The organism is Sporosarcina sp. NCCP-2331 (genome assembly GCF_023707945.1).
In the GTDB taxonomy this organism is placed as follows: domain Bacteria; phylum Bacillota; class Bacilli; order Bacillales_A; family Planococcaceae; genus Sporosarcina; species Sporosarcina cascadiensis.
The window spans coordinates 50,017-75,022 of the sequence record NZ_BRCD01000009.1; the positions used below are offsets into that span (position 1 = coordinate 50,017).

The window sequence follows — 25,006 nt, forward strand, 5'->3', positions numbered from 1 at the left end:
GAGTAACGCACATGACAAAGAAACCAATTAAAATTACAGAAGTTTGCTTACGCGATGGAAGTCATACGGTAGCGCATCAATTTACCGTCGAACAAGTACGAAATGTTACCCGAGCTTTAAATGATGCGGGTATGCATTATATAGAAGTAAGTCATGGAGACGGCCTTGGAGGCTCTACTGTCCAGTATGGAAAGTCCTTAGTCAATGAAATGGAATTAATTGAAGCTGCAGTTGATGAATGTACGGATTCAAAAGTAGCAGTCTTGCTTATTCCGGGTATCGGCACGATGAGTGAACTGAAACAAGCACATAAATTGGGCGCGGGTCTTGTGCGGGTAGCAACTCACTCAACGGAAGCGGATGTATCTGCACAGCATATCAGTCAGGCACGTGAACTTGGAATGGAAGCTTTAGGATTTCTGATGATGGCGCATTCGGTGCCTGTAGATAAATTAGTGGAGCAAGCGAAACTGATGGAGAGTTATGGAGCGCAAGCCGTTTATGTAACCGATTCAGCTGGCGCACTGCTGCCTCATCAAGTGAGTGAACGAATTAAAGCGCTGCGCGGCTCGTTGGATATCGAAGTCGGTTTCCATGCACATAATAATTTATCATTGGCTGTCGCGAACACATTGGCCGCTATTGAAGAGGGAGCCACCCGTATTGACGGCGCGGTACGCTGTCTGGGGGCGGGAGCCGGCAATACGCAGACGGAAGTTTTGCTGGCGGTAATGGACCGCATGGGTATGGACGTAGGGATTGATCTTTACAAAATGATGGATTTAGCTGAGGATATTGTCGGACCGCTGATTCCAGGTACACAGGAAATTAAGAAGGGCAGTCTGGTGCTTGGCTATGCCGGTGTATACTCGAGCTTCTTATTGCATTCGGAACGGGCAGCAGCCAGATTTGGTCTGGATCCTCGTGACATCTTAATGGAACTGGGAAGAATGAAAGTGGTCGGCGGACAGGAAGATATGATTCTGGATGTGGCCGCTGAATTGGCAAAGAAGGAGAAAGCGGGGGTATCACTATGACAGTACTGACTGATCGTGAAAAAGAAATTGTAGACTATTTATATACAGCAGAGCGTGATGCCCGGGAGGTTGTGAAGGTCACGGATAAATATCCTGAGCTGACAATTGAAGAAGCATATGTAATCCAAGATCGTTTGTTGGAACATCGTCTGTCTGAAAATAATACGAAGCATGTTGGTGTAAAACTTGGTCTTACGAGTAAGGCAAAGCAAGTCATGATGGGGGTTGACCAGGCAATTTATGGTTATCTTCATGCAGATATGCTGGCAACGGAATGGGAGCCGGTCAAATACTCCGAATTGATTCATCCGAAAGTAGAACCTGAAATCGCCTTTTTATTGGGTGAGGATTTAGAGGGCGAAAATATCACTGCGGATGATGTGATCAAGGCTACGAAATATGTGGCACCTGCACTGGAAGTAATCGACAGCAGATATAAGGATTTTAAATTCACATTAGTGGATGTGATAGCTGATAACTGTTCGTCCATTCGTTTTGTTGTCGGCAGTAAGTGGATTTCACCGGAATCCATTGATTTAGGTGGTATTGGAATGGTCATGTCCAAAAATGGCAGAGTGGAGCAAACGGGTTCAAGTGCTGCTGTACTCGGTCACCCTGCTGAAGCAATTGCCTGGTCAGTCAAAGAGCTGAGCAAGCGCGGAAAAGGATTAAAGAAAGGTGACATCGTACTAAGTGGAGCGATGTCTGAAGCAATTTCATTTGAATCGGGTGATTCTGTTGTTGCGCAGTTTGATGGATTAGGCAGTGTTTCAATGTTTTGTAAGTGAGTGATAAAAGGAGAGTGCGCTGATTGCCAGCCCTCTCTTTTTCATTATAAAAGTTAAAAGAGATGATTGGCATGGCGAGTGTGAATTCAAAAGGACAAACATTGCAGACAGCTTGGAAAATGCTGATCTGGCTATTGGTTGCTCAAGTTATGGTGTCATTTGTCGGCCGAAGTCTGGCGCCTTTGACGATATTAATCGGTAAAGATTTATCTCTTTCCCATACACAGATTGGATTGTTGCCGGCTGCTCTTTTTCTGGGACAGTCATTGGCTGCGATTCCATCAGGGTTATTGGCAGACCGCTTGGGATCAAAGAAGCAATTATTTGGAACCGTGTTCTTACTTGGAATCAGTTTTATTCTTATAACGCTTACAACTCACTTTTACTTATTGCTGTTTGCTGTAGTGGTCGGCGGGGGTGCGTATGCTGCGATGCATCCTACAACGAATAGGGGAATTCTTTATTGGTTTCCGCAGCACAGCAGGGGTACAGCAATGGGCATTAAACAAATGGGAATTACAGCAGGTTCTGCATTGGCTGCGCTATTATTATTGCCTGCAGCTAAAGAAATTGGCTGGCGGCCGGCGTTATTCATCAGCTGCTTAGTTTTACTGGCTGTGGGCGCATTAGTAGCATACTACTATCAAGACTCAGCGCAGTCTATAACCAAAAAATCTACTCTGTCGAATAAAAGTGAATTCTGGAAAGATCTTCGAATGGTTTTGAATAATAGACAGGTTCTTTTATTGAGTATCAGTGCGATGGGTTTGCAGGGGGCGCAATTATGCCTCACGACGTACATCATCTTGTTTGCTTTCGAAAAGTTAGAGATGACACTTGTTTTAGCGGGGCTTTTACTCGTATTGGCTGAAGTGGGAGGCTCTATTGGCAGAGTCGCGTGGGGGGCAATCAGTGACCGGTTCTTTGCCGGTAACCGAATGATCATCATGTTCTTTGTTACGATTCTGACAGGGATTTGTGCAATAATTTTTGCGATGCTTCTTCCTGCTACGCCGTTATTAGCCGTTCTAATCACAGTCTTCATCTTTGGTTTTTCCGTATCCGGTTATAACGGTGTTTGGATGACGATCATAGTGGAACTGGTTCAGAAAGAAAAGTCCGGGCTTGCTACCGGTGTCACTGTAACAATCAGCTCATGGGGTGTATTGATCATTCCTCCGCTATTCGGATATATTGTAGACACTAGCGGGACCTTCACATATGGCTGGCTGTATGTGGCTGTATTAATGATGGTTGTCGTTCTCGTACTCAAACAAACAACCAGTCAGCAACAAATGAAAGGAGGAGATAAACATGTCGACTGAAGAATTGGTTCACTTACCGGATTCGGCATTCATTCATCTATGCCGTCAAAAATACAAGGTGACAAACAGGGTGCATAGAATGATGGATTTGTTCTTTTGCAACTATGGTATGGAAGGCAGAACTGAAAGGCGCAGACACCTAATCTCCTTTCTGGAATACAATAGAATTAAATATAGTAATGATCATGAGTGCGTGGAGTCAGACTTGGAAATCCTGACAGAAGAATTGGAAGAGTATTTAGAGGATTCTTTTGTAGTGATGTATATGAGGGAAAGGGCATTTTCTATTTAAGTGCACCAGAGTGGTTTGAAGCTGTAAGCCGACGCGCAATCTATCAGGGGTACGGAGAAAAACCGCCACTTTTCAAGTGGCGGTTTAATTGTGTAATATCTGCTCTAATCATTTGCGCCGCGCCGTCTGGCAGATTCCGCATAGGCAGAAGAACGGAACCGCAAAACTGGATCTTCGCTGCATTCCAAGCCAGGCGTGGTAACTGTTGGATCAAATACCAGCTTCTCTGCATTGTCTGGACGAAGAGAGAGGAGTGTCAGGACGCCTGCTTCAATCTTTCTTCGGTTGCTGGGCCAGGCGATTGCCGGATTATCAACCGGATCTCCGGATTCTGCAAGCTGAATGAGCAGCCGGAATTGAATAAGCTCTCCAGACTGAACTTTTTTGATAAGAGTGCTTTCCATATCTGTTCCCTCCATATTGCTTTCATTAGAAGTCACAGGCTGCCATTCAAATCGTACGGCCTGTTTTTGCTGTCTTTCATTAATTAGGTAATAAGTGTGGAGGGCATAGTAATGAAGCGTTTCAAAGTTTTTAAAAGGTTTCAACTTTCTAAGAATGGTTGCGAACGCCCTGTAATCTGCGTCATGCAATAGAAAATCCAAACGTTTTGACCAATCGCTTTTGTCACGTTCAAAAGTCTGCAACAAATTTATGAATTCTTCTGGTGTTTCGCTGATAAAGACAGGTATATTGGCCATCGTCAAATTTGTAAAGGTATTAGCAGTTAACTGAAAGCGGACTGCCATGCCTTTTATCGGATTCATTTTTTTATGTGGATTAGGTTTTGTGGAACTGTGGGAAAAGCGTACGATTGCAGAGACTTCTTTTTGCTGTAAATGTGCTGCTGTTGTAAAAGGTTCCGCAGCCCCGGTAGGCTGGAATTTTGCGTCAAAAGCTAAACCGACTGCATGTGCCCGGCGCAAATTGTTTTTTACCTGAAATGCTGATTCAATGGTGTTGATCGCACCAATTGCAGACAGTGGATTATGATCCTGCATTCTCATCGCTCCTTTATATATCAACATACCCTGATGTGAAAAAAATAATCGGTTAAAAAATCGAGAAATGGGGAATATAAGCTGTAGAACATTCAGAATGGAGGAAAATCAATGAAACGGCTTTTTATTACCCTTATTTTAATTATGGCTTTAAGTCTGGCGGCCTGCGGTTCCGATGAAAAAACGCCGAACAGCAATGAAGGAACGAACAGTAATTCGTCAAACCAGACTGAACAGACAGATGGCACAATGGACACCGGTGAACAATCGGATGCGGCTGCTGATCAGGGCGGCACTTCCGGTACTGCAACAGATTCGGGTACTCAAGCTGATACGAACAAAGATCAAATGCAGGCAGATATGGATCAGCTTACATTTAGAGAAATTGATATAGAAATTTCATATGGAAAAGACAGCGAATATGAAGCGGAAATTGACCAGGACGATGGACAGCCAATTGAAGCTAAAGTAGAAGATGAAGTAAATGGTATGTACTTAAAAGGTCAGGAAGCATTTGATGATTTATATCCAAAAGTGAAACAGCTTGATTTGACGAAAGACAGCCCTAAAGAAGAAACGATCAATCAAGTATTGAAAGCATTTGATCTGAAAGATGATTATGAAAAGTTTGAAGTTGAAATTAAATTCAACGATGGGAGTAAATTGGATATTGAGGATCGAAAATAAAAGACGAGCAGCGTTCTCCTTAGAGGCGCTGCTTTTCTTATATTCAAATATAATAAATAATCAATGCGATGAGCATAAGTACAAATGAGGGAAGTCCCGCCAGGAAAAACCAAGCGGGGCTTGCTGGCAGGGTTTCCGAAAAGGGCCGCATGGACTCAATGGCTTCTTTTTGCCCCTTGCGTGCCAGAACCTTCCGTGTACTTTGCATAAAGAAATCAAAGAAGCCCGTACGGATAATATACATAACAGCACCAATAAACAGCGTGAGAAAGCTGATGAAAAAAGAGGTGTTGATATAATTGAGCAAGGACAACTTATCAAAGAATACCCAAATAGAAACAAAAATTACTATTTGGGTGATAAAAAAAACAATAATAGTAGATTTCATATAAATCCTTCTTTTCTTCTTTAATTACATATCTAGCTTCTATCATACAAGAATAAACGTAATAAATATAGAATTTACGCAGAAACTTTAAAATTAAGATAATTTCATTGTTAGCGTTTACATCTATAAATTTTTCTTGTATAATGAAATAGCTAGTTCTTCAAACAAACATAAAGGGGAGGTCAATGATTTGAAGAGTAAAAAGTGGTTTTTACTAATGGCACTGACATTGGTGCTGAGTATGTTCCTGGCAGCTTGCGGCGGAGACAAAAAAGAAGAAGACAAGCCTGCAGCAGAGCCGGATAAAGATGAGGGAAAGACAGAGAAACCAGCAGAAGAGGCTGGCGAGCCGGACGCTGAACAAGTATTGTACTTGGAAGAGTCCGCAGCAATTCCGTCTGTTGACTCAGCTATAGTTGAAGATCAAGTTGGGTTTAACGTGTTGAACAACATTAACGAAGGTCTTTACCGTTTGAACCAAGATAATATTGCAGAACCTGCAATGGCAGCTGAAGAAGCTGAAGTAAGTGAAGATGGTTTAACTTATACATTTAAACTTCGTGATGCAAAATGGTCAGATGATACTCCTGTAACAGCAGATGATTTCGTATATGCTTGGCAGCGTGCAATCGATCCGGCAACTGGTTCACCTTATGGACCATTCATGATGTCTGGCGTAGTGAAAAACGCGACAGAAATCTCTGAAGAAAAAATGGAAGTGTCTGAGCTAGGAGTTAAAGCTGTAGACGAAAAGACATTTGAAGTATCGCTAGAACGCCCAGTGCCTTATTTCTTATCTCTAATGTCATTCGGAACTTTCTATCCGTTAAAAGAAGAGTTCGTAACATCTAAAGGTGATGCGTATGCAACAAACTCTGAAGGACTTCTATCAAATGGACCATTTGTTCTAACTGATTGGGATGGAACAGGCGACAGCTGGACATATAAGAAAAATGAACACTATTGGGATGCAGAAACTGTGAAGCTTGGAGAAATTCATGTTAACGTTGTAAAGGATCCTGCAACAGGTGTTAAGCTTTATCAAGATGGAAAGTTGGATTGGACGAGAGTATCTGGTGACCTTGCTATGCAGTATCGCGATGATCCAGAAGCAGTAATCCAACCTGAAACTTCTGTATTCTACTTTAAATTCAACCAAGAAAAAGGTGGAGAAAAAACTCCTCTTGCAAATGTAAACATTCGTAAAGCAATAGCGAAGTCTTTTGAAAAAGAAGACATGGTCGACGTGGTAATCGCTAACGGTTCACTAGCTGCAAATTACTTGGTACCTACCGAGTTTGCATTTGATGAAAATGAAAAAGATTTCCGTGATTTAAGTGGTAACCATCTTGAGTACAATGTAGAAGAAGCACAAGAACATTGGAAAAAAGGGTTGGAAGAGTTAGGCGTGGACTCTCTTAAACTAGAAATTTTAGGTGGCGACACTGAACTTTCTAAGAAAATGGACGAGTACTTTAAGTCTCAACTTGAAGGAAACCTGGAAGGCCTTACTATCTCTTTGAAAGAAGTACCGTTTGCAGTACGTCTAGAGTTGGATACTAATCAGGACTATGATATCCAAGTATCTGGATGGGGACCTGACTTCCAAGATCCAATTTCATTCTTGGATCTATTCGTAACTGATGGAACTAACAACTTGATGTCTTACTCTAACCCGGAGTATGATAAGTTAATCGAAGACTCAAAAGGCGATCTTGCACTTGAGCCTGAAGCACGATATGAAGCATTCGCAAAAGCTGAAAAGATTCTCCTTGAAGAAGATGCAGCGATTGCACCAATTTATCAACGTAGTCTGGTAATTTTACAAAAACCATACTATAAAGGCTTAGTTTCCCACCCGTTTGGTGCTGACTATAGCTACAAGTGGGCTTATATCTCAGGTAAATAATAAGCTTTGTAAGTTTCATATGGGAGAGTATATGGGAGATTTTTATTCCATATACTCTCTTTTTAGTAACGAACAATAGTTGTAATATTTTTAAGATAGTTTCTATTGAAAATACACCAAATATTTGGTTGCATATAAAGTAATAAACCCCTGGAGGTGTGATACAACATGGTTAAGTATATTGGAAAACGTATAGTATATATGTTCATAACGTTGATTTTAATTGCTACGGCCTCTTTCTTCCTGATGCAGACATTGCCAGGTTCGCCCATTGCTTCTTACAGCAAGCTGAATGATACACAAAAAGCGATTGTTGAGAAGAAGTACGGGATTGATAAGCCAAAGCCTGTTCAATATGCAATATATATGAAAAATTTAGCAAAAGGTGATTTAGGCACATCCTTTGCATTTAAAGGGAAAAGCGTGAATGATCTACTCGCTTCAAGACTGAAACCTTCATTAATCTTGGGAGCGCAAGCGATGGTCTTTGGGACTCTCGTCGGTATCCTTTTAGGTATGCTTGCTGCACTGAAGCAAAATACTTTTTGGGATTACGGAAGCACCTTTGTTGCGATACTCGGTATCTCCATTCCATCTTTTGTTTTCGCTGCTTTGTTGCAATATTGGATTGCTGCTGAATGGCACTTATTACCGGTGGGTCTGTGGAATGACGGATGGAAATCAAGTGTCCTGCCATCGCTTGCACTCGCTATGGGACCGCTTGCCCTATCGGCACGGTTTATACGGACTGAGATGATAGAAGTGTTGAGTTCAGATTATATTACATTGGCAAAGGCGAAAGGTGCAAGCGGTTTTGATATTGCATTTAAACATGCACTCAGAAATGCTTTAATTCCTTTAATTACAGTGCTCGGGCCATTGGCTGCAGGACTGGTTACAGGATCGCTTGTTGTTGAACAGATCTTTGCTATTCCAGGAATAGGGGAACAGTTTGTATCGTCCATCATGGTAAGTGACCATGCGACAATTATGGGGACGACGTTAATGTTCTCGGCGTTTCTGATTTTTATTATTTTCATCGTGGATATTTTATACGGAGTCATCGACCCTCGTATCCGCTTGTCAGGAGGTAAGTGATAATGCGTAATGAATTCGAACATGAAGAGCTTCCTCAAGAGGATTTTGAGCGGATTACGATTGACAGTGATCAGGCAGAACGGATTGAAAAACCGAGTCTGAGTTTCTGGCAGGATGCATGGCTGCGTCTTAGAAAAAATAAAGCTGCGATTGTCAGCATGGTGGTACTTGTTCTTTTAATCATTATGGCGCTGATCGGTCCGTATTTGAATGGACATGCAGGGGATACACAAAATCTTCGGCATGCCAACTTGCCGCCTAAAGTGCCTGGCATTGAAAATATGGGTATCATGGACGGGGTAGGAAATTTAGCCGGAAAAAAAGTGGATTTATATGAAATGAAAAAAGTGGACGAATACTATTGGTTCGGTACAGACGGACTCGGACGTGACTTGTTTACGCGTCTATGGGAAGGTACACAGATATCTCTGTTCATCGCGTTCGTCGCGGCTGCCATTGATATGGTAGTGGGTGTTGCGTACGGTGGAATCTCAGGCTACTTCGGCGGCCGGACGGATGACATCATGCAGCGGGTCGTCGAGATATTGATCGGAATTCCGACCCTGATTGTGGTTATTCTGATGATCATGATTATGGACCCGGGAATTACCGCAATCATTATTGCGATTTCCATAACCGGATGGATAGGAATGTCACGGATCGTACGTGCGCAGACTTTGAAATATAAGTCACAGGAATTTGTTCTTGCATCACGGACATTGGGTTCGAAAGACGGCAAGATCATTACCAAACACTTATTGCCGAATATGCTCGGGATTATTATCATCAACACAATGTTTACGATTCCGAATGCGATTTTCTTTGAAGCATTTTTGAGCTTCATCGGGATTGGACTTCAGCCGCCTGCTGCTTCACTCGGTACACTGATCAATGATGGCTTTAAAGTGATGGAACACCAGCCGTATGTTTTGTTGTTCCCGGCCCTTGTCATCAGTATTTTAATGATTGCCTTTAACTTGATAGGTGACGGACTGCGCGATGCACTTGATCCAAAAATGAAAGACTAAGAGGAGGAGAGCAAGTTGACAAAGATTTTACAAGTGAAAGACCTCGAGCTTTCCTTCCATACTTTCGGAGGAGAAGTGAAAGCGATCCGCGGCGTGAATTTTGATTTGAATAAAGGGGAAACACTCGCCATCGTGGGAGAGTCGGGTTCAGGGAAATCCGTAACGACGAAATCCATTATGCGTTTGCTTCCCGCGCACAGTGCTGAATATAAAAATGGGGAAATTCTGTTTGAAGGAAAAGACTTAACGAAAGTTTCCGAGAAGGCGATGCAGAAAATACGTGGAAAAGATATTTCGATGATTTTCCAGGATCCGATGACTTCACTGAATCCGACGATGACGATCGGCAAGCAGATCATGGAGCCGATCCTTAAACATCAGAATATGAATAAATCGCAGGCTCGTGAACAAGCGATCAATCTGCTAAATCTGGTGGGCATACCGAACGCGGAAAGCCGTTATAAAATGTATCCGCACCAGTTCTCGGGCGGTCAGCGTCAGCGGATCGTTATTGCAATCGCTCTTGCCTGCAATCCGAAAATCTTGATCGCAGATGAGCCTACGACTGCACTAGACGTAACGATACAAGCACAAATTTTGGAACTAATGAAAGAAATCCAGAAGAAAATTGACACAAGTATTATCTTCATCACACATGACCTCGGGGTAGTGGCAAACGTTGCTGACCGTGTAGCTGTCATGTATGGCGGAAAAATCGTAGAAATCGGAACGGTGGATGAAATCTTCTATAATCCGCAGCACCCGTATACATGGGGCTTGCTCAGCTCGATGCCGTCTATGGATCTGGCGGATCAGAAGCTGTATGCGATCCCGGGTACTCCGCCTGATCTGCTGAATCCGCCGGCAGGGGACGCGTTCGCATTGCGCAGCGAGTATGCGATGAAGATTGATATGGAACGCCAGCCGCCATTCTTCCGGGTAAGTGACACGCATTATGCGGCGACATGGCTGCTGCATCCTCAGGCACCGCAAGTCGAACCGCCGGCGGTTATTATCGAACGGATGAAAACTTTCCCGGGCAGCCGCTATTATGTCGATCAGACAGGAGGGAATGTGTGATGACAGACCATTTAATTGAAGTGAAAAATCTTAAACAGTATTTTAACGCTGGCAAGGCTTCAGAAGTCAAAGCGATTGATGATATCAGCTTCTCCATTAAGCGCGGTGAAACATTCGGTCTCGTTGGTGAATCGGGTTGCGGCAAGTCTACTACAGGCCGGACGATGATCCGTCTGTACGATGCGACGGCAGGCCAGGTTCTATATGACGGTGTGGATGTTCATGCACCAAAGAGCCAGAAGGAAACTCATGCGTTGAACCGTAAAATGCAGATGATATTCCAAGACCCTTATGCTTCACTGAATCCGCGTATGAAAGTAATGGATATTATTGCGGAAGGGCTTGATATTCACGGTCTGGTGAAATCGAAGAAAGAGCGCAGGGAACGTGTCATCGAACTGCTCCAGACAGTCGGATTGAATCGTGAACACGCAGAACGCTATCCGCACGAATTTTCAGGCGGTCAGCGTCAGCGTATCGGTATTGCACGTGCGTTAGCGGTAGATCCTGAATTCATCATTGCGGATGAACCAATCTCTGCCCTGGACGTGTCGATACAAGCGCAAGTTGTCAACTTGCTGAAAGAACTTCAGGAAGAAAAAGGCTTGACCTATTTATTTATTGCCCACGATTTATCGATGGTCAAGTATATCTCTGACCGAATCGGCGTGATGTATTTCGGGAAGTTGGTGGAAATGGCCCCGGCAGATGAATTGTATCGGAATCCGATGCATGCCTATACAAAATCCCTGCTGTCCGCAATTCCGCTTCCTGACCCGATCTATGAACGTTCTCGTGTACGGCATCCATATAATCCAAAAGATCATCAATATGGTCCGGATGAAAAAGTCGAATTCCGCGAGATCGCACCTGAACATTTTGTGCTGTGTTCAGAAAAAGAGTTCGTGGCAATGCAGGCAGCACGCGTCTGAATATAAAATAGAAGCCCTCTGCAAATGAGGGCTTTTTCTCATTAATCTATTTTTGACTGCTGTCTCGCTAAATTACGAACTATTCAAATTTATTATACAAAACATAGTGAACTATGCTAGGATAAATGAAAGATTGTAACCTTAAGTGAGGGCGTGATCTATATCAGAAATTTATCAGATTCAGTACAGAGACAATTAATGCAGGAAATGCTTGACGGCAGCAGGGTTTCTGCGATAGTAACCGATCCTGCACAGACAGATAACCCTATCATTTTCACTAACCGTACATTTGAGAATATGACGGGATATACTCAGGAAGAAGCGCTTGGACGCAACTGTCGTTTCCTTCAGGGAGAGGAGACAGATCATTCGTCTGTCATGAAGATTAGAAAAGCGATCGCAGAAAGAGTACCTATCACATTAGTAGTGAAAAACTATAAAAAGAACGGTACACTTTTTTGGAACAGATTGAGCATTCGTCCAGTTATGATAGAAGGAGCACGCTATTTTATCGGAACACAGACAGATGTTTCTGTTCAGTACAGACAGATAGAAGAGCTCCAGTGTAAAGATACTGAAATTGAACGGCTGATGCTGCCGATCATGATGATTGATGATAAACTGGCTGCGGTTTCGCTTGTTGGCCAGATGAATGAAGAACGATTCAGCTTATTGATTGAGAAGCTGAGTGGGTTTGTCCATGTAAATGAAGTGGATCATATGATGCTGGATATTACAGGGCTGGATTGGCAGGAAGGGACACCGATTGATCGTTTACTGGAGATTCAGCAAATATTGGAACTGATGGGAAGCTGTCTCTATATAACAGGAGTCTCACCAAAACTTGCCCGCAATCTTGCGATGAATAAAAATCCAAGCCAGGTTATCAAGACATTCTCCAGCATTCAGCAAGCTATTTACTATATTCGGGTTAAGAACGGAAAGTAAAATAAGCCTTCAGCGCAAACTTGTAACGCTGCGCTGAAGGCTCTTTTTACATATGAAGCTGTGCTTTTACTTCTTTAAGCTGTTCAATATGCCGTAATTCATGGTAGCCTACAAATGGAATCCACTGTTTGAGATTCATCTCGCCGAATACAGGATGCGGATAAGACTTAACCTCGAGCTGTTCTTCCGGTGTACTCTCAGACAAATGACGCAGCGCTTCGTGGGTGGCCGATAATTTGGCCTTTAATTCCTCAAGCGTTGCAAAATCTTCAGTGGGCACTGCAAAATCCGGTGCCTCCACTTTAGTGGAACGGTTGACGGTCAGTTCAATAGGTTTATCTTGAGCCAAGTTTTGTTTGTCTGAAGCGAGCTGTGATTGAATTGTCTTGGTCACTGCGCCTTCCATCAGGTAGAGGTGCTGCAGCAGCTGTTTGATGGACCATCTGTCTTCTGCGGGCTTTTGATTGATTTGCTCATCGGATAGCTCATTGACTTGTTTGTATAACTCTTCTCGTGCTCGATCATTGATATTCATCTATATCACTCCTTTAAAAAAGGATACCATTTAGTATGTGAAAATACTTCTTTGGACTATCAGGAAGGCGGAGTAAATATGAAAATTCATTCACCGAAAGTTTCAGAACAATTAACACCGGCAACGTGGCAGGACCTTTGGAGTGAGGAAGATCCATTTTTGCAAAATCGTATTATTATCGATTCAAGTTTGGATGGTGAGACACTGGAACGTGTTCAATTAACAAATATCATCGTAAGAAATTGCAGTTTCCAGCATGCGTCTCTTCCCGATCTGTTCATAACGGACGTGCGTTTCGAGAATTGTGATTTTTCAAATGCAGATTTAAGTGGCGTCAGCATTCACAGGGCCAGCTTTCGTAATTGCAAGATGCTGGGCGTGAACTTTACCGATTCACGTTTCACGGATGTATCATTTCAAGAATGCATCGGAAATCTGTGTGCTTTTGTTCATGCAAAGTGGGAGCGTGTATTGTTCGAGAAGTGTCAGCTGAAAGACGTGGACTTTTTTGATTGTAAATTAAAAAATACAAAGTTCGCGGGCTGTAATCTGGATCAGGCCAGTTTTGACAGTACACCATTAAAGAAAGTAGAAATCAGAACGTCTGAATTTGAAAGCATGACTGTATCAATGAAGGACTTGGAAGGCTGCATCGTCTCCGTACCGCAGGCTGTGCAATTTGCAGCGATGATTGGGCTGGATATCCGGGATGAATGACTGGACGGCTTTAAGCTGTCCAGTTAAGACTTATTCTGTTTCATGGCAACCGCTGCAAGTATAGAAAATATGATGGCAACGGCTGCTAAATAGAGAATACTGAACAGCGATGAAGTAAGGGAGCCGCTTATTTCATAAAATACCCCCATGTCTAATAGAAATTCTTGCTTGGCGGACACTGATGCTCCGGCGAATGCTTCAGCTATTGGCTGCTCCATTAGAATTTGCCGGAATAACGCAGCTGAATGGGATGTGGGGAATAACGTAATGATGGTTTGTAAGTATGCCGGGAGATGTCCGATGGGAATATAGATACCTGCAAGAAATCCAAGCAGTGTTCCAATTACCGTACTGGCTGCAGCGAAAGCTGTAACCGTTCTGAAAAAAGAGACGAGCAGTAAGATCATGGAACTGCTTGTAATCACCGATAAACTGATCACTCCAATTACCTGAACAAATTGAAATATGGTCAGCATTTCTTCCCCATTTAGAAAAAAGACGATATTTGCAATGAAAAGAACGAGCAGAGACATGAAGAAACCGATAACAATAGAACTCATGACATAGCCGCCGAAAAGTGATGACCTTTTAATTGGAGAAGCATAGAAGTCCAGATAGGCGTCTGTAGCGCGATCTTCTACCATAACCCCGAGGGCACCCAATGTTGTAGTAACGGAAGTGACAGCTAAAATTCCGGCGAAAATCCATGACAGCAGCAGCCACTTTTTAGCAGGGAAATCGGGAAGTCCGTCTGCGATTAAGTTACCGAGAAATGTTCCGTACAGCACGACAAGAATGATGACGGCAAGCAGGGAAAAGAATAACGCACTTTTATCGCGAAAATATAGCAGTAAATTACGCTTCGCAAAAATCATCATTTTCCGTTCCATCCTTTCCGTTATGGATTTGAATAAACACATCATCCAGACTGGACTGCTGCACTTCAAATGAAGCAATCAGCTGCTCATATTTTGCTAATAAAGCAATTGCTTCCGTTGTTCTTTCCAGTTGAATCAGGAAAGCACCGTGATCATCACTAAAGACTTGCCGGTCTGCCTGTAACTGTCTGCGGAATTGCGCATGATCTTTTGCCGTGATCATTAATCGATCGACTGAGTACTGTGCTTTCAATTGGTTAGGTGTTCCTTTCGCTATAATTTCTCCTTCTTTCATGACGACCACAAAATTTGAGTTAGCTGCTTCTTCAATATAATGTGTAGTTAAAAAGACTGTCATATTGGTCTCTCGCTGCAAATTCAGGATCGTATTCCATATCTGCTTACGATTCTGCGGATCAAGACCTGTCGTCGGCTCATCCAGCAGCAGAATTTTTGGCTGATGCAGCAGGGCTCTTGCAATATCGACCCTTCGCTTCTGTCCTCCAGATAACTTCCCATAGCGCCGTTTCATAAGCGAAAAGATATCGACAGTTTCAGCAGCACGGACGATGGCTTCATGCCTTTCCATTTTATTCATCTTATACAAACGGGCACGGCAGTCTAAATTCTCCTGGACTGTCAGTAAAGGGTCTAACAGACTTTGCTGAAACACAATGCCAATTTCATTACGTATCGCTTCGTCCTCCTTTCCGACCAGCAAGCCGTTGATCTTCACTTCTCCAGCATCGTGTTTCAAAAGAGTCAGCAAGATAGAGATGGTGGTAGACTTGCCTGCCCCGTTGGTGCCGAGAAAAGAGAACAGGCTGCCTTCCTCCACAAAAAAACTGACATCTTTCACTGCATCCACAGCGCCGTACGATTTGTATAAGCGATGCACTTCAATAATTTTAGACATTCGAATCCCTCCGTCTTTGACTGGCGATTGCCTGGTTAATTGCTTTTTCAGCCATTTTGTTATTCATATAGATCATCAGGATGACAAATGAGTAGGCAAATATCCCGCACAGCGCAACAGTTCCAACATAAAAAGCTGTGAAAGGATACATATGAAAAATCGCACCGGCAAGTATCAGTACCGCAAGAACACAGATCAGTTCAATCAAATGAACAACCAACGGCTGATCGACGGGGAGTTTATGGGACAGGAAGATCAGCAAAGTAATAAGACAGGAATTGATGAATAAATAGCTGGCGGTTTCCTCTGTCAGTGGCGGGAAGATGCCGAGCAGCCTGAACAGAAAATAAAACAGCGAGCTGAAAGTAAAGGCGAAACATGCTGCGCCCAGATAGATTATTATGCGGTTCATTCATGCCACCTCATCCTAAAAAATGTTTTCGAAAAGATTTTACATAATGCCGATTTATAATAGCTTTTTCACCGTTTATTAGGTAGGCTTCGAACCGGCCGTTGAGCAAAGCTTTTACACTCTCAATCTTTGCTATATTAACGATAAAGTTTTTACTGATTCTCATAAATCTCATTTCTTTCAGCTGCTCTTCAAGTTCATATAATTTCTTGCTGCTCTCAAAGACGTCATCATCTGTATAAAGAAAAACTGTATCATTCACTGACTCCATATAAAGCAGCTGATCAGAAACCAACGGATAAGTGACACCATCCTTCTTTCCATAAATAGAGTGCATCATTTGGTTAATCTGCTGGACCAAGGGCGACACGCGTTCATCTTCTTCAGGGCAATTAATGATTATTTCGATATCCGTAAAATCGTTTGATTCATTTACTTTCAGCCTAATCTTAATCACCTCGATGTTTTAATCTTTGAAGAATCGTATCATTTCCTATGATGAAGAACAATACAATCCGGGTGTCCTGCATTTTGACACGGGTAACTTGCATACAAGGCAAAATTTATATTTTTATTGTTGAATTGTTCTAATTAATCTATATTGACTTTCTATTCCATCAAACGTAACATTAGTATAATGGAAGATACATAGGAGGAAACGAACATGACAAATGAACTTCAACAGGCGATTCAGCTTCTGAAACAGAAACAATGGGTGGATTTGACACATACATTTGGCCCGGAGTCACCACATTTTTCTGCCTTTGATGCAGCGGAATTTACAACGTTATTTAATCATGACGATGGATTCTTCGCGCAGAGCTTTAAATTCGCAGGTCAGTATGGAACACATATAGATGCACCCATCCATTTTGTGCGAGATACGCGTTTTCTGGATGAACTCGAACTGAAAGAATTAGTATTGCCGCTAGTCGTCATGGATTTCTCAAAAGAAGCGGAGAATGATCATGATTTCACAGTGAACATCGAGCATATCAAATCATTTGAGGAGCGGCACGGACGCATAGAAGCAGATACATTCGTCGCTTTGCGCACGGATTGGAGCAAACGCTGGCCGGATAATGAAAAGTTTTGCAATAAAGATGCAGAAGGAAATAACCGGATACCCGGCTGGGGCTTGGAAGCACTGGAATTCCTATTTAATGAACGTAAAATCCGGGCAGTCGGACATGAAACATTCGATACGGATTCTGCTGCAGATTTTCAAAAACACCAGGCACTTCGCGGAGAATACTATGTACTGGAGCAAGATACATACCAGGTCGAATTAATGACGAATTTAGATCAGCTGCCTGCTAAAGGAGCAGTCATCTTTAACATTATGCCGAAGCCTGAAAAAGCGTCTGGCTTTCCGGTACGGTCATTCGCGATCTTACCGTAAAGGGAAAAGGAGGATGCGGTATGTTCACACATCAAGTAACAGAAGAGATTTCATTGAAGTTATTAGTGCATAAAGATGCTGAAGAATTATTTGCACTGGTAAACGCGTCGAGAGAAAACTTGCGGGAATGGCTGCCGTGGGTGGACTCCATGACTGATTCAGAACAGTATGGCCCGATTATTGAAGCCTGGCTTCAGCAATTTGCCGAAGAGGATGGTTTTCAGGCGGGTATTTTATATAATGGAAAACTTGCAGGAATGGCTGGTTTCCATTCAGTGAATTATGCGAACCGGCAGACGAGTATCGGGTACTGGCTTGCAGAAACATATCAAGGCAAAGGGATCATGACTGCAGTCGTCAGGGCACTATTGGATTATGCATTCGAAGAATACGATTGTCACCGTGTAGAAATCAAGTGCGGCACAGACAATGAAAAGAGCAGAGCGATTCCAGAGAGACTGGGATTCATGGAAGAAGGAGTCATTCGTGACGGTGAATTTCTCTATGATCACTTTCATGATCTGATCCTCTACAGCATGCTTGCAGAGGATTGGCAGCAACGTAAAACAGCAGAATAGATAGGAAGTAATTATTGCGGTATCCTGTAACTAAGGATACCGTTTTTGCATGTTAAATTAGGCTGCAGCGAAACGTTTTGGATGGGAGTGCAGGAGTATGCTTACTGCTCAAGAAATCGAGAAAGAATTGACAGCAAAACATCGCCTGGAAACCGCAACATTTGGAATGGGCTGCTTTTGGGGCCCTGAGTCCTTGTTTGGCAGTTTACCGGGTGTTTTTCGGACAAGAACCGGTTATACAGGAGGTACAACCCCGTCTCCAACATACCGGACGTTAGGTGATCATACCGAAACAGTGGAAATTGATTTTGATCCGGATATCATTTCATTTGAAGAAGTACTGATGTATTTTTGGCGCCATCATTATCCGAACCGGGACGAATATAAAGGACGTCAATATTTATCTTCATTGCGCTACCATAATGAGCAGCAGCTGGAAGTCATTGATCAGGTGAAGAAAGTCATGGAGGCAAAGCTTGGGGACCCGATTGAAACTGAAGTTACGAAGCTGGACCGGTTTTATTTAGCGGAAGAGCGTCATCAGAAATATTATCTGAAGCGCTATCCGGGCGTGCTCGATCAATTGGCTGAAATATATCCGGCAGCTTCCCGATTAACTGATTCAATATTCGCTGCAAGACTGAATGGATTTGTCAAAGGGTATGGCACGAAAGAACAGATAATGAACGAAATAAAACAGTGGAAAATCACTGAAGAATCGCGTGGACATTTGATTCGGCAGTTTCTTCAGCTGAAGTGGTAAGATAAGTTTGAATTTGCACTTTTTCTTCTTGTAACTTCCCGAACTGCTTGCTATGATGTTCAAATATCAACCTAGATTGGACGTAGGAGAGAGTATTATGAAAAAGGAATCTATCACGCTGGGACTGCTGCTGACGAATTTACTGATCGCGTTTTTAGGGATCGGTCTGGTAATTCCAGTAATGCCTACGCTAATGAATGAATTGCATATATCAGGTAAGGTAGTCGGATATATGGTCGCGATTTTTGCGATGGCTCAGCTGCTTGTCTCACCTGTTTCAGGGCGCTGGGTCGATACAGTCGGACGGAAAAAGATGATTGTCATCGGCTTGATAATTTTTAGTGCATCAGAGTTTTTGTTTGGAATTGGACAGACGCTGCCTGTGTTGTTCGTGTCGCGAATTCTGGGAGGCATCAGTGCTGCTTTTATCATGCCCGCAGTCACGGCTTTCATTGCCGACATCACGACAATGGAGACGCGGTCGAAGGCGCTTGGTTTTATGTCGGCAGCCATTTCTACCGGGTTTATTATCGGACCGGGTATCGGAGGGTTTCTAGCGGACTTTGGCACCAGGGTGCCATTCTTTTTCGCAGGAGGACTTGCACTGTTCGCTGCAATTTTTTCGCTGCTGATGCTGCGGGAGCCTGCACGGTATCAAGAGGCTGTAGCGGAGGATGAAGAGAAGCCGGGGATCAAGCGGATATTTGCACGCCGTTATTTTATTGTATTCGTCATCATATTAATCCTGTCTTTTGGTCTGGCTTCATTCGAATCAATCTTCAGCTTGTTTGTAGATCATAAATTCGGTTTCACGCCTAAAGATATAGCGATTATAATCACAGGCGGCGGGCTCGTGGGGGCACTTGCACAAGTTTTGCTGTTTGATAAACTGGCGAGATTGATAGGAGAGAAACGACTGATCTTCTTCTGTCTCGTTTTTTCAGCAGCCTTGGTTTTCATCACAACCTTTGTGCAAAGTTATTTTGCAGTTCTCGCCGTGACAATCATTATCTTTGTAGGCTTTGATTTAATTCGCCCTGCTGCTACCTCCTACTTATCGAAAATTGCAGGAAATGAACAAGGGTTTGTCGGCGGGATGAATTCAATGTTCACCAGTATCGGAAATGTGTTCGGACCGGTAATTGGCGGAGCGCTGTTTGACGTGGATGTCGACTATCCATTTTATTTCGGGGCATTTGTCCTGCTGATCGGTGTCGGATTGAATTATTTATGGATTAAACGGACACCTGCCTACAACCCGAATATTTAAGAGACAACTCAGGAGTGATGATAAGTGACGACAATTGGATTCATACGGCATGGACAGACAGCTTGGAATAAGGAAGGAAGGGTGCAGGGAAGCTCAAACGTTCCATTAAATGAGGAAGGTATAGAGTCGGCAGAAAAACTGGCGAATCGTCTGGCAGATCAGCAGTGGGATATGATTTTCACAAGTCCGATGAATCGTGCAAAACATACAGCAAAATTGATTGCCTCTCGAATGCCGGATGTGTCAGTCGAAGAAGATAGCCGCGTGCGGGAAAGAAGCAGCGGGCTCATTGAAGGAACCACAGAACAAGAACGTGTGCAGAAGTGGGGACCCGGCTGGCGTGGGCTTGATATGCAGTTTGAGTCTGCAGAGAGCGTGATTGCCAGAGGGCTTGACTTTGTCGAAGAACAGACCAACATCAATCCAGATAAAAGAATTCTTGTTGTAAGTCACGGCAGTTTTATTAAGCGAATGATTGCGGTGTTATTGGAAGATGAACAATATGCAGTGACGATTGAAAATACATCGCTGACTGTAATAGAAGTGGAAAATAAAACATGTACGCTGCTGAATTGTACAGCGCATTTAACGGGAGGAGCTAATGGAGATTGAGTATGAATTGACGGAAGAAGATGTAGTTGCTTTTAATTTATATCATGTGAAAAATACCAAAGTCGGAAAAAATTCATTGCAGTGGCAGCGGTATATTTCCCCCTTGATCTTTTTATTGTTTGCTTATTTCCTGTCGTTATTTACAGATATGGCAAAGGGGCCGTTGTTTGCAACGTTTGCAGTGACAGCAATTGCATGGGTAATTTTATATCCGAAGTATTTCTACTTCCATATAACAAGGCAGGTAAGAAAGATGCTGAAGGAAGGGAAGAACGACGGATTAGTTGGTGAGCACAAGATGAAGCTGAATAAAGCGGGAGTAAGAGACACCACGTCCGTTGGTGAAACGAACATTCAATGGCCTGGTGTAAAGCGATTAATTGAAGACGCTGATTACATTTATATGTACACGAGTACTGTCAGTGCCTATATTTTACCTAAACGTGACCTGTATTCTGTTGAAGGTTTGAAATCATACATAGAGAAACGTTTGGAGAAAAACTGATTATTTCCCCAAACGGCGATATTTTAAGAATGAAATACTGCAATAATTCTTGCAAATAAACAATTTTACAGTTGAAACGGCGGTCTTCTTGATTGCGTTGCTTTAACGTCTTGAAAACATTCCGTAACAAGCACTCAATGAGTCGTGTATTTGTCTTAGTGAGCCCGGGAAATCACATGAGTCGTCAGGATACCATTTATCGTTTGTTTATGTCTGGTTTCATTTCACGTAAGCCGATCCTCATTGCGGCAATTGCGCTGGTGACATTTAAAATTACTGCAATCCCTAAAAACAGCCACTTCACTATATCAGGAAGGTCCAGCATGATTGCTAGAATCAAAAATGTAAAACCGACTGCCAGCATGACTAAATAGATAGCTAATTTCTTCGGCAATGCGACTCCACCTCTCTTATTTTGTCCCCTTATTGTAGCATGAAAAACTAAATGATTTTTCATGAGCAAGGTTTTAATATTCTTACTTAGGGAATAATACACACAAAATAACAGACAGGAGTGCAACTAATGACAAAAAGCTATGCGGACCAATCAGGAAATCAAAATGAGAAGGATAAAATGCCGTCTGAAGTAGCAAATGATGCGGCAAGAGAAGCAGAAAAACAAGTAGATGAGATAAAGAAAGAAGCCAGGGAAGAAGTAAAGAAGCAAAATAAGGAATAAAGACAAAAAGCGATTATTTCCCCGGAAATAATCGCTTTTTTTACATTGCTTATTCATTGAATAAATGATGCAGCATCCGGTCTTTATCATCAAAAAACTGTTTCATGATTTGATAATGACTCGTTTCTTCCAAGGTGGTGATTTGCGCACCTGCCTCCGTAAATTCAACAATTTTTGCTTCTGGATAAGCCAATAAAATCGGCGAATGTGTAGCGATAATGAATTGGGAGCCTTCACTTGCCAAATCATGAATGCGGCTCAGCATGGCAAGCTGGCGCATTGGTGAGAGCGCAGCCTCGGGCTCATCCAATAAGTAGACTCCGTTCCCTCTGAACCGGTGAACGAAAGTTGCCCAAAAAGATTCCCCATGGGATTGTTCATGCAAAGATACGCCGCCGAAGCCGTCAATAATTCGCGGACTTGGTCCGGGCGCACTGTCCAGCTCCTCGATTGTTGTCGCCAAGTTATAGAAAGTCTCGGCACGCAGGAAAAACCCGTCAGTCGGCCGGCTTACTCCTTTGATCATCGTAATATATTCCTCGAGCACAGAATGCGAATCATAGGTGGAAAAATTAAAGTTCAAAGAACCGCCTTCCGGATTAAATCCAGCAGCGACGGCCGCACCTTCCAGCAGTGTTGACTTCCCCATACCGTTTTCACCGACAAAGAACGTCACTTTTGGATGGAAATCCAACTCATCCAGTGTCCGTATACTGGGCAAGTCAAACGGGTACACATCAAATGAAGGAACGGACGCACGTTTTAAGCGCATACCTTTCAAAAATTGTTTATTCAGCATGCATTTCACTCCTTTTGATGATTCGGTTTCAGCTGATAAGCAACTTCACAGCACATTGTCCCGTAAATTGTTAGACTAATTGTAACATGTGAAAGGGAGCGGGTTGAAATGGAAGAAAATAATTATTTATTAGCAGGAAAGACTGCAATTGTCACGGGGGCGAGCAGCGGAATTGGAGCTGCCATCGCAAAAGAATTGGCGAGTGAAGGAGCAAATGTTGTCTTAGCAGCCCGCCGTGCAGAAAAGCTTGAGGAAGTTATGCAGGCAATCAAAAGCAACGGTAACGGAAAAGCACTTGCTGCAGTAACCGATGTTGCCTGTGAAGCTGAAGTGAGATCATTAGTGAACCGTGCTGAAGAGGAATTCGGTGCAGTTGATATATACGTCAATAATGCAGGTCAGATGCTGTCAGCTTCTGTACGCGACAGAGAAGTGGAACAGTGGGAGCGCATGATAGACGTTAATATTAAAGGAGTACTGTACGGAATAGACGCTGTACTTCCGGGCATGACAGAACGTGCCAGCGGTCATATTATTAATATTGCCTCTGTGTCCGGGTTTGAAGCGACGAAGAAGAGTACAGTCTACAGTGCCACTAAATTCGCTGTACGTGCTATTTCGACTGGGTTGGAAAAAGAACTTGCTCGGACGGGCGTGCGTGTCACAAATATATCACCGGGAATGGTGGATACCCGTTTAAGTTCAGGCGTTTCAGACAGAAAGAAATTGGAAGCGGAAGATATTGCCAAAGCGGTCGTATACGCAGTGACACAGCCCGACTATGTGAATGTGAATGAAATTACTGTGAGGCCTGTTTAAGGAAGGAGATCTGTTCATTGGAAAAGAAAATTGTGTTCTTTGATTTGGATGGTACATTATTTACTCGCGACAAAAAAGTATTGGAGTCAACGAAGCATGCCTTAAAAGCATTGCAGAATAAAGGAGTTTACACGGCCATTTGCACAGGGCGTGCGCCGCTGATGTTTGAACGGCTGCTGGATGAACTGTCATTTGATTCATATGTGTCGATGAACGGACAGCATGTAGTCTGTGAAGGAAATGAAATCTTCTCAAATCCTATGAAACAGGAAGATATGGTGAAACTGACGGAAATGGCGAATGAAAAAGGCCATGGACTGACGTATTCGACGTTCGATACATTCGTTTCCAATGCATCAGAGCATCCTTTAATCACGGATAGTACAGCTCGGTTAAAGATTCCTTATCCACCGGTCGACAGCAAAATCTTTATTGATTCGGATGTCAATCAAGTACAACTTTATTGTCCCGAAGAAGAAACGGAAGAGTATATCAAGCTGTTTGGTGACCATACGTTTATCAGATGGGATAAAACGTCAGTAGATATGTTGCCGGCGGGCGCTTCAAAAGCAATCGGTATTCAAAAGATGCTGGAACATTTGGATATCCCTATCGAAAACAGCTATGCATTCGGAGACGGACTGAATGATTTGCAGATGATCGAGACTGTTGGCACGGGGATTGCGATGGATAACGCTATTTCTGAGTTAAAGGAAGTCGCTGATCTGATCACTGATTCCTGTGATGATGATGGGATCTTAAAAGGGTTAATGAAAGTTGGTCTGCTGGAAGAGGATGAAGTGCCTTCACTGCAAAGAAGCAAGAAATAAGTAACATACTTCATTAAAATCTGCAAATCTCATTCTTGACAATTATGTGAACACCCTGTATGTTTAGTTGATATACAAATTCAAGAAATATTCAATTACTCAATCTACATATGGCGGTAGGTTGGCATACAACCAGGGAGGCTTCATTTAGAATGAAACGTGAAAAGCAATGCCGGGAATCAAGAGTTGTGAGAACGAGCAGGATTTTCCCCAATGACGTCAACAATCATAATACTTTGTTCGGCGGGCGTTTAATGAGCGATATAGACCAGATCGCATCTATTTCTGCGGCGCGTCACAGCCGGGCTGATTGTGTTACAGCTTCAATGGATTCTGTAGATTTTCTGCATCCGATCCGTCCTTCTGATTCTGTTTGCTTTGAATCCTACGTAACGTGGACCGGGAAATCTTCAATGGAGATTTTTGTGAAGGTTATTGCAGAAGACTTGGCGACGGGTGATTGTAAAATCGCAGCCACCTCTTTGCTGACTTTTGTTGCGCTGGACGAGAATAAGAAGCCGCTGGCTGTTCCGCAAGTCATTCCAGTGACAGAAGAAGAAAAGTATTTGCACGAAACGGCTCCGCAGCGCGCTGAAATCCGTAAGATGAGAAAACAGCAAAGTAAAGACTTGGCCACCGTTTTGACGAATAATTATCCATGGCATGAACCTGTACAGGTGAATGCATAAAAACCCCAGTCAACAGTAAAATAGTTGACTGGGATTTTTTTATTCAGCGTGTATAAAAAGTTAAGCGACTGTACATACTGAAGATAGAT

Annotated in this window: 31 protein-coding genes; 22 read left to right on the plus strand and 9 right to left on the minus strand. The window is 43.0% G+C overall.

What is annotated here, in order from left to right:
* Window positions 1–11 precede the first annotated feature (11 nt).
* The 4 genes from dmpG (at window position 12) to NCCP2331_RS07000 (ending at window position 3,442) form a co-directional block, all read left to right on the plus strand.
* Entirely contained in the window at window positions 12–1,037 is a 1,026-nt protein-coding gene (dmpG, locus tag NCCP2331_RS06985) for a 4-hydroxy-2-oxovalerate aldolase (protein ID WP_153722764.1), read from the plus strand.
* Window positions 1,034–1,825 carry a 2-keto-4-pentenoate hydratase gene (locus NCCP2331_RS06990; RefSeq protein WP_153722765.1) on the plus strand — a complete coding sequence of 264 codons (792 nt, stop codon included), beginning with the start codon at window positions 1,034–1,036 and terminating at the stop codon, window positions 1,823–1,825. The genes dmpG and NCCP2331_RS06990 overlap by 4 nt, the downstream gene beginning before the upstream one ends.
* 71 nt (window positions 1,826–1,896) lie before the next feature.
* Complete coding sequence (locus NCCP2331_RS06995) at window positions 1,897–3,150, plus strand: MFS transporter (RefSeq protein ID WP_228551101.1); 1,254 nt, start codon at window positions 1,897–1,899, stop codon at window positions 3,148–3,150.
* The gene (locus NCCP2331_RS07000) at window positions 3,140–3,442 is read left to right on the plus strand and encodes a hypothetical protein (RefSeq protein ID WP_153722767.1); all 303 of its coding nucleotides are present in this window, start codon (window positions 3,140–3,142) and stop codon (window positions 3,440–3,442) included. Before NCCP2331_RS06995 ends, NCCP2331_RS07000 begins: the two co-directional genes overlap by 11 nt.
* Window positions 3,443–3,546: 104 nt before the next feature.
* Here the strand turns inward: NCCP2331_RS07000 and NCCP2331_RS07005 are convergent, their stop codons facing one another.
* The gene (locus tag NCCP2331_RS07005; RefSeq protein WP_194841164.1) at window positions 3,547–4,443 is read right to left on the minus strand and encodes a catalase; all 897 of its coding nucleotides are present in this window, start codon (window positions 4,441–4,443) and stop codon (window positions 3,547–3,549) included.
* 111 nt (window positions 4,444–4,554) lie between these two features.
* Between NCCP2331_RS07005 and NCCP2331_RS07010 the strand changes: the two genes are divergently transcribed.
* Window positions 4,555–5,130, plus strand: coding sequence for a YusW family protein (locus NCCP2331_RS07010; protein WP_153722769.1), 576 nt, complete (start codon window positions 4,555–4,557; stop codon window positions 5,128–5,130).
* 43 nt (window positions 5,131–5,173) lie between these two features.
* Here NCCP2331_RS07010 and NCCP2331_RS07015 read toward each other — a convergent pair whose 3' ends face one another.
* Complete coding sequence (locus NCCP2331_RS07015; RefSeq protein WP_153722770.1) at window positions 5,174–5,518, minus strand: DUF3899 domain-containing protein; 345 nt, start codon at window positions 5,516–5,518, stop codon at window positions 5,174–5,176.
* A gap of 190 nt (window positions 5,519–5,708) precedes the next feature.
* Here NCCP2331_RS07015 and NCCP2331_RS07020 point away from each other — a divergent pair, with 190 nt between their 5' ends.
* From NCCP2331_RS07020 to ytvA, 6 genes are all read left to right on the plus strand, one after another.
* Entirely contained in the window at window positions 5,709–7,427 is a 1,719-nt protein-coding gene (locus NCCP2331_RS07020; protein ID WP_153722771.1) for a peptide ABC transporter substrate-binding protein, read from the plus strand.
* A gap of 168 nt (window positions 7,428–7,595) precedes the next feature.
* The gene (gene opp3b, locus NCCP2331_RS07025) at window positions 7,596–8,525 is read left to right on the plus strand and encodes an oligopeptide ABC transporter permease (protein WP_153722772.1); all 930 of its coding nucleotides are present in this window, start codon (window positions 7,596–7,598) and stop codon (window positions 8,523–8,525) included.
* A gap of 2 nt (window positions 8,526–8,527) precedes the next feature.
* A complete protein-coding gene (gene opp3C / locus NCCP2331_RS07030) occupies window positions 8,528–9,553 on the plus strand; it encodes an oligopeptide ABC transporter permease (protein ID WP_153722773.1) in 1,026 nt (341 codons plus the stop codon).
* Window positions 9,554–9,568: 15 nt separating this feature from the next.
* Complete coding sequence (locus NCCP2331_RS07035; protein WP_153722774.1) at window positions 9,569–10,633, plus strand: ABC transporter ATP-binding protein; 1,065 nt, start codon at window positions 9,569–9,571, stop codon at window positions 10,631–10,633.
* Entirely contained in the window at window positions 10,633–11,565 is a 933-nt protein-coding gene (locus tag NCCP2331_RS07040) for an ABC transporter ATP-binding protein (RefSeq protein WP_153722775.1), read from the plus strand. The genes NCCP2331_RS07035 and NCCP2331_RS07040 overlap by 1 nt, the downstream gene beginning before the upstream one ends.
* A gap of 198 nt (window positions 11,566–11,763) precedes the next feature.
* The gene (ytvA, locus tag NCCP2331_RS07045; protein WP_153722776.1) at window positions 11,764–12,513 is read left to right on the plus strand and encodes a YtvA family blue-light photoreceptor; all 750 of its coding nucleotides are present in this window, start codon (window positions 11,764–11,766) and stop codon (window positions 12,511–12,513) included.
* Between the two features lie 46 nt (window positions 12,514–12,559).
* Here ytvA and NCCP2331_RS07050 read toward each other — a convergent pair whose 3' ends face one another.
* Entirely contained in the window at window positions 12,560–13,048 is a 489-nt protein-coding gene (locus NCCP2331_RS07050; protein WP_153722777.1) for a DinB family protein, read from the minus strand.
* A 78-nt stretch (window positions 13,049–13,126) separates the two neighbouring features.
* On the opposite strand from NCCP2331_RS07050, the gene NCCP2331_RS07055 reads away from it, so the two are divergent.
* Window positions 13,127–13,765, plus strand: a complete 639-nt coding sequence (locus tag NCCP2331_RS07055) for a pentapeptide repeat-containing protein (RefSeq protein ID WP_251669599.1) — start codon at window positions 13,127–13,129, stop codon at window positions 13,763–13,765.
* A gap of 23 nt (window positions 13,766–13,788) precedes the next feature.
* Here NCCP2331_RS07055 and NCCP2331_RS07060 read toward each other — a convergent pair whose 3' ends face one another.
* Genes NCCP2331_RS07060 through NCCP2331_RS07075 form a run of 4 tightly spaced genes read right to left on the minus strand, consistent with a single transcriptional unit; the run spans window position 13,789 to window position 16,428 of the window.
* Window positions 13,789–14,643, minus strand: a complete 855-nt coding sequence (locus NCCP2331_RS07060) for an ABC transporter permease (RefSeq protein WP_251669601.1) — start codon at window positions 14,641–14,643, stop codon at window positions 13,789–13,791.
* Entirely contained in the window at window positions 14,621–15,559 is a 939-nt protein-coding gene (locus NCCP2331_RS07065) for an ABC transporter ATP-binding protein (RefSeq protein ID WP_251669603.1), read from the minus strand. The genes NCCP2331_RS07060 and NCCP2331_RS07065 overlap by 23 nt, the downstream gene beginning before the upstream one ends.
* Window positions 15,552–15,971 (minus strand): hypothetical protein, encoded by a 420-nt coding sequence (locus tag NCCP2331_RS07070; RefSeq protein WP_251669605.1) that lies wholly within the window; start codon window positions 15,969–15,971, stop codon window positions 15,552–15,554. The genes NCCP2331_RS07065 and NCCP2331_RS07070 overlap by 8 nt, the downstream gene beginning before the upstream one ends.
* Before the next feature lie 10 nt (window positions 15,972–15,981).
* The gene (locus NCCP2331_RS07075; RefSeq protein WP_251669608.1) at window positions 15,982–16,428 is read right to left on the minus strand and encodes a LytTR family DNA-binding domain-containing protein; all 447 of its coding nucleotides are present in this window, start codon (window positions 16,426–16,428) and stop codon (window positions 15,982–15,984) included.
* A 207-nt stretch (window positions 16,429–16,635) separates the two neighbouring features.
* On the opposite strand from NCCP2331_RS07075, the gene NCCP2331_RS07080 reads away from it, so the two are divergent.
* From NCCP2331_RS07080 to NCCP2331_RS07105, 6 genes are all read left to right on the plus strand, one after another.
* Window positions 16,636–17,373 (plus strand): cyclase family protein, encoded by a 738-nt coding sequence (locus NCCP2331_RS07080; RefSeq protein WP_251669609.1) that lies wholly within the window; start codon window positions 16,636–16,638, stop codon window positions 17,371–17,373.
* Between the two features lie 20 nt (window positions 17,374–17,393).
* Window positions 17,394–17,951, plus strand: a complete 558-nt coding sequence (locus NCCP2331_RS07085; protein ID WP_153722784.1) for a GNAT family N-acetyltransferase — start codon at window positions 17,394–17,396, stop codon at window positions 17,949–17,951.
* A gap of 97 nt (window positions 17,952–18,048) precedes the next feature.
* Window positions 18,049–18,714: a peptide-methionine (S)-S-oxide reductase MsrA gene (msrA, locus tag NCCP2331_RS07090; RefSeq protein WP_153722785.1), complete on the plus strand. Its 666-nt coding sequence runs from the start codon at window positions 18,049–18,051 to the stop codon at window positions 18,712–18,714.
* A 97-nt stretch (window positions 18,715–18,811) separates the two neighbouring features.
* Window positions 18,812–19,984 (plus strand): MFS transporter, encoded by a 1,173-nt coding sequence (locus NCCP2331_RS07095; protein WP_251669611.1) that lies wholly within the window; start codon window positions 18,812–18,814, stop codon window positions 19,982–19,984.
* Window positions 19,985–20,008: 24 nt separating this feature from the next.
* Window positions 20,009–20,596, plus strand: a complete 588-nt coding sequence (locus NCCP2331_RS07100) for a histidine phosphatase family protein (protein WP_251669613.1) — start codon at window positions 20,009–20,011, stop codon at window positions 20,594–20,596.
* Window positions 20,586–21,101, plus strand: coding sequence for a YcxB family protein (locus tag NCCP2331_RS07105; protein ID WP_153722788.1), 516 nt, complete (start codon window positions 20,586–20,588; stop codon window positions 21,099–21,101). Before NCCP2331_RS07100 ends, NCCP2331_RS07105 begins: the two co-directional genes overlap by 11 nt.
* Before the next feature lie 196 nt (window positions 21,102–21,297).
* Here NCCP2331_RS07105 and NCCP2331_RS07110 read toward each other — a convergent pair whose 3' ends face one another.
* The gene (locus tag NCCP2331_RS07110) at window positions 21,298–21,495 is read right to left on the minus strand and encodes a hypothetical protein (protein WP_153722789.1); all 198 of its coding nucleotides are present in this window, start codon (window positions 21,493–21,495) and stop codon (window positions 21,298–21,300) included.
* 129 nt (window positions 21,496–21,624) lie between these two features.
* On the opposite strand from NCCP2331_RS07110, the gene NCCP2331_RS07115 reads away from it, so the two are divergent.
* Complete coding sequence (locus tag NCCP2331_RS07115) at window positions 21,625–21,780, plus strand: hypothetical protein (protein ID WP_153722790.1); 156 nt, start codon at window positions 21,625–21,627, stop codon at window positions 21,778–21,780.
* A gap of 49 nt (window positions 21,781–21,829) precedes the next feature.
* Here NCCP2331_RS07115 and NCCP2331_RS07120 read toward each other — a convergent pair whose 3' ends face one another.
* A complete protein-coding gene (locus NCCP2331_RS07120; protein WP_251669615.1) occupies window positions 21,830–22,579 on the minus strand; it encodes an AAA family ATPase in 750 nt (249 codons plus the stop codon).
* 108 nt (window positions 22,580–22,687) lie between these two features.
* Between NCCP2331_RS07120 and NCCP2331_RS07125 the strand changes: the two genes are divergently transcribed.
* The 3 genes from NCCP2331_RS07125 (at window position 22,688) to NCCP2331_RS07135 (ending at window position 24,917) form a co-directional block, all read left to right on the plus strand.
* Window positions 22,688–23,398, plus strand: coding sequence for an SDR family oxidoreductase (locus NCCP2331_RS07125; protein ID WP_153722792.1), 711 nt, complete (start codon window positions 22,688–22,690; stop codon window positions 23,396–23,398).
* A gap of 17 nt (window positions 23,399–23,415) precedes the next feature.
* Complete coding sequence (locus NCCP2331_RS07130) at window positions 23,416–24,228, plus strand: Cof-type HAD-IIB family hydrolase (protein WP_251669617.1); 813 nt, start codon at window positions 23,416–23,418, stop codon at window positions 24,226–24,228.
* A gap of 152 nt (window positions 24,229–24,380) precedes the next feature.
* A complete protein-coding gene (locus NCCP2331_RS07135; RefSeq protein ID WP_153722794.1) occupies window positions 24,381–24,917 on the plus strand; it encodes an acyl-CoA thioesterase in 537 nt (178 codons plus the stop codon).
* Window positions 24,918–25,006 lie beyond the last annotated feature (89 nt).